General features: G+C 66.5%; 4 protein-coding genes. All 4 read right to left on the bottom strand.

All coding sequences use genetic code 11. The features are described from left to right. Position 1 precedes the first annotated feature (1 nt). The 4 genes from IBX53_RS15310 to IBX53_RS15295 all read right to left on the bottom strand — a co-directional run bounded on the left by IBX53_RS15310 (position 2) and on the right by IBX53_RS15295 (position 3,522). The gene (locus IBX53_RS15310) at positions 2-406 is read right to left on the bottom strand and encodes a DUF6455 family protein (protein ID WP_290910991.1); all 405 of its coding nucleotides are present in this window, start codon (positions 404-406) and stop codon (positions 2-4) included. A gap of 167 nt (positions 407-573) precedes the next feature. Next, entirely contained in the window at positions 574-1,869 is a 1,296-nt protein-coding gene (locus IBX53_RS15305; protein WP_290910988.1) for a TRAP transporter large permease, read from the bottom strand. Continuing rightward, positions 1,862-2,416, bottom strand: coding sequence for a TRAP transporter small permease (locus IBX53_RS15300; RefSeq protein WP_290910985.1), 555 nt, complete (start codon positions 2,414-2,416; stop codon positions 1,862-1,864). Before IBX53_RS15300 ends, IBX53_RS15305 begins: the two co-directional genes overlap by 8 nt. Before the next feature lie 47 nt (positions 2,417-2,463). Continuing rightward, on the bottom strand, positions 2,464-3,522 hold the full coding sequence (locus IBX53_RS15295; RefSeq protein WP_290910982.1) for a TRAP transporter substrate-binding protein: 1,059 nt from the start codon (positions 3,520-3,522) through the stop codon (positions 2,464-2,466). Positions 3,523-3,617 lie beyond the last annotated feature (95 nt).

The following is a 3,617-nucleotide window of genomic DNA, read 5'->3' as shown; positions in this document are numbered from 1 at the left end:
CTTATGCCGTCGCCGGCTCGGCCTCCCTGCCCCCGCGGCCCATGAAAGCCTCGGCGTTGGGGCAGAACCCGCGGCACGCCTCGGCCTCGGAGAAGGCGCGCATCGCCTGCCAGCAGCGGCCCACCTCGGTGCAGCGGTTGCATCTCTCCTCGAGCCCGGCCAGCTCCTCCTCGGCGATGGCCGTCGGGTCCACCGCGAAGGTGGTCATCATCGCCGGCATCAGCACCTCGGAGGACCGGAAATCGGGCACCCGGTGGTCGTCCAGGCTGCGCGCCATGGCCATCTCCAGCGGCGGGCTGAGCGGCTGCTCCAGGTCGCGGGCCAGTGCCTCGAGGGCCTCGGGGGCGTGGCGGCGAAGCTCCCGCACCACGCGCTCCCCCTGGATATAGTCTGACAACCTTTCCATCTCGCTCTCCTTCATCCGGTATCACATCGTGTCATGAAGGCAGCATAGTGGAACGAGAAAGCCCCCGCTTTGACCAGAGTCAAAGCGGGGACTTTATTGATACATTTTTAAGACTAATAAATGCAGTATCGTATCGCTTTATGCGGACAAGGTGGCAGCTCCCGGGCTCAATAGAGCAGCTGGGGCAGGAACAGCACGATCCCCGGAAACACCAGCACCAGCAGCGCCCGTATCGTACCGGCCACCCAGAACGGCGTCACGCCGCGGAAGATCGTCCCCGTGGAGACGTCCGGCAGCACCGCCCGCAGCACGAAGACGTTCATCCCCACCGGTGGCGTGATCAGGCTGATCTCGATCACGATCACCACCAGGATGCCGAACCACACCAGGTCGTAGCCCAGCCCCGCCACCACCGGGAAGAACACCGGCACCGTGAGCAGCAGCATCGACATGCTCTCGAACACGCAGCCCAGCACCACATAGATGGCGATGATCGTCAGGATCACCACGAAGGGCGCCACGTTCATCCCGTTGACCAGCGCCAGCAGGTCATTGGGCAGCCCGGCCCGGTTGACGAAGTTGGCGAAGATCAGCGCCGTCAGCACCACTGCGAACAGCATCGCCGTGGTCCGCACCGTGTCCATCAGCACGTTCATCAGCACCCGCGGGTTCAGCGCCCGACGCGACAGGGCGATCAGGAAGGCGCCCATGGCACCGATGCCGGCCGCCTCGGTGGGGGTGAACACGCCCAGGTAGATGCCGCCGATCACCAGCACGAACAGCGCCAGGGTGCTGCCCACGCTCTTGAGCGCGTTGATCCGCTCCGGCCACGGCACCCGCTCGGCCGCCGGGCCGGCGTCGGGGTCGCGCCACAGCACCCACTTCACAGCGCCAATGTAGAGAAAGATCCCCAGAATGCCGGGAATGAAGCCCGCCGCGAACAGCTCACGGATGCTGGTCTCGGTGAGGATGCCGTAGATCACCAGCATCACGCTGGGCGGGATCAGGATGCCCAGGGTGCCGCCCGCGGCGATCGAGGCCGCGGCCAGCGAGTCCTTGTAGCCGTACTTGCGCATCTGCGGCATGGCCACCCGCCCCATGGTGGCGCAGGTGGCCAGGCTCGAGCCGCAGATGGCGCTGAAGCCGCCGCAGGCGACGATGGTGGCCATGGCCTGACCGCCCTTGCGGTGGCCGAGAAAGCCGTTGGAGGCACGGAACAGCGCATCCGACAGCCCCGCATGGGAGACGAAGTTGCCCATCAGGATGAACAGCGGAATCACCGACAGGCCATAGTCCATGGCGGTGTCCACCACCCGGCGGGCGGCCATCGCCTCGGCGGCGTTCCAGTTGCCGGTCAGGTAGTAGAAGCCCACGAAGCCCACGATGCCCATGGCGAACGCCAGCGGCACCCGCAGGAACACCAGCACCAGCAGCGCGGCGAAACCATAGAGTGCCTCAGTCATGGGTGCCTCCCCCTTTTGTAGAGGGACTCAGCGGGCCGCCCTGCTTGACCACCTTGAGACCCTCCAGCAGGTAGAGCACCGCCCGGGCCAGGGTCAGCAGCGCCGAGAGCAACAGCATGACGGCGATCAGGCCGATCAGGTAGCCGCGCGGGATGCGCAGAAATTCGGTCACGTCACCCCACTCGAAGGCGCGCTCGGCCAGCGCCCAGACGCGCTGCGCCATCATCCACAGCGCCGCCGTCACCAGCAGGTTGACGAGCACCTCGCGCACCCAGATCAGCCGGGCGGGGAAAAACGCATCGAGCAGGTCCACGCTGATGTGCTCCTGGCGCCAGCACACCACCGGCAGCGACAGGAACACCAGCGCCGCCAGCATCAGCTGGGTCAGCTCCACGGCGCCGAGGATCGGGGAATTGAAGAAGTAGCGGCCGGTCACGTCTGCCGTGGTCAGCAGCATCATGCCGAAGAGGGTGGCGCCTGCCACCCCCTCCAGCGTCAGCTGCAGGACCCGGCCGACGCGCGCGGCGCGAGTCGTCGGGGAATGCATGGTCGGTCGCCCTCCATGTGGCGACAGAATGTGGCGACAGGGAGGACTTACTTGAGCTCGTCGGGCACCAGGTCGCCCACGCTGTCGTCCTCGGCGGCAGCGGCGAGCTGCTCGCGGAAGAACTCGATGGCGGCCATGGCATCGACGTCGCGGCTTGCGGAGACCGATTCGGCCCATGCCTCGATCATGTCGTCGCTGATCCCGCGAAGGGTCTCGAGATCATCGCCGCCGAGCTCGGTGAAGGTGTGGCCCTGCTCCTCGGCGAAGTCGACACCGCGCACGTCGGAGACGTCCATCATGTAGCCGAACAGCCGCGACAGGCGCTCGCCGGAGACGGCCTCGACGGCCTCGCGGTCCTCGGCCGACATCTGGTCCCAGATCATCGGGTTGACCACGATGGTGAAGCTGCCGCGATAGAAGCCGCCATCCACCTTGAGGGTGTAGGGGAAGATCTCGGCCACGCGGAAGCTGCGCAGGCCCTCGGGCACCAGCATGGCGCCGTCGATGACGCCCTGGGAGCCCGCCTCGTAGACGCCGGTGGGCGGCAGGGCCACGCCGGTCAGCTCCAGGGCGTTGGAGAGATCGCCCATCACGCCGCCGCCGACGCGGATGCGCTTGCCCTTCATGTCGTCGAGGGTCTGGTACTGCTCGCTGCTGAAGATCCAGCCAGGGCCGTGCACGCCGGCCGCCACCACGTCGACGCCGCGGTGCTCACCGGCCTGCTCCAGATACTCCAGGTGGGTGCGCCAGTAGGCGGCGGAGGCGTTCTCGGAGGAGAAGTCCTCGAAGGTGGGGAATTCGGGAAGCTTGGTCAGCTCGAAGCGGCCGGTGTTGTACCCGTGGAAGACCCAGGTGGCATCGGCGATGCCGTCGGCCACCATCTCCATCTGGGAGGCGGGCGGCCCCATATCGTGAACCACCTCGACCGTGACGCGGCCCTCGGTGGCCTCCTCGATCCAGGATTTCCAGGTCGGCCAGACCATGGTGTTGATGCCATGATTGGGGCCGGCCCAGGTGCTGACCGTGATGGTGGTCTGGGCCAGGGCGGACGTGCTCATGATGGCGGCTGTCAGGGTGCCGAGCATCAGGCCTGTTGTCTTGTTCATTGTTAAGCTCCTCCGTCGTCGCGAGCGGCTGGCGGTATCGTCGGGTGGCAGAAAGCGGCTTCCGGGGCGATCAATGCGATACATCAATCTTCTTT

This window comes from Halomonas sp. (genome assembly GCF_014859505.1).
In the GTDB taxonomy this organism is placed as follows: Bacteria; Pseudomonadota; Gammaproteobacteria; order Pseudomonadales; family Halomonadaceae; genus Halomonas.
The sequence above is the reverse complement of the archived record's forward strand: the minus strand, read 5'-3'. Positions and strand labels throughout refer to the sequence as shown.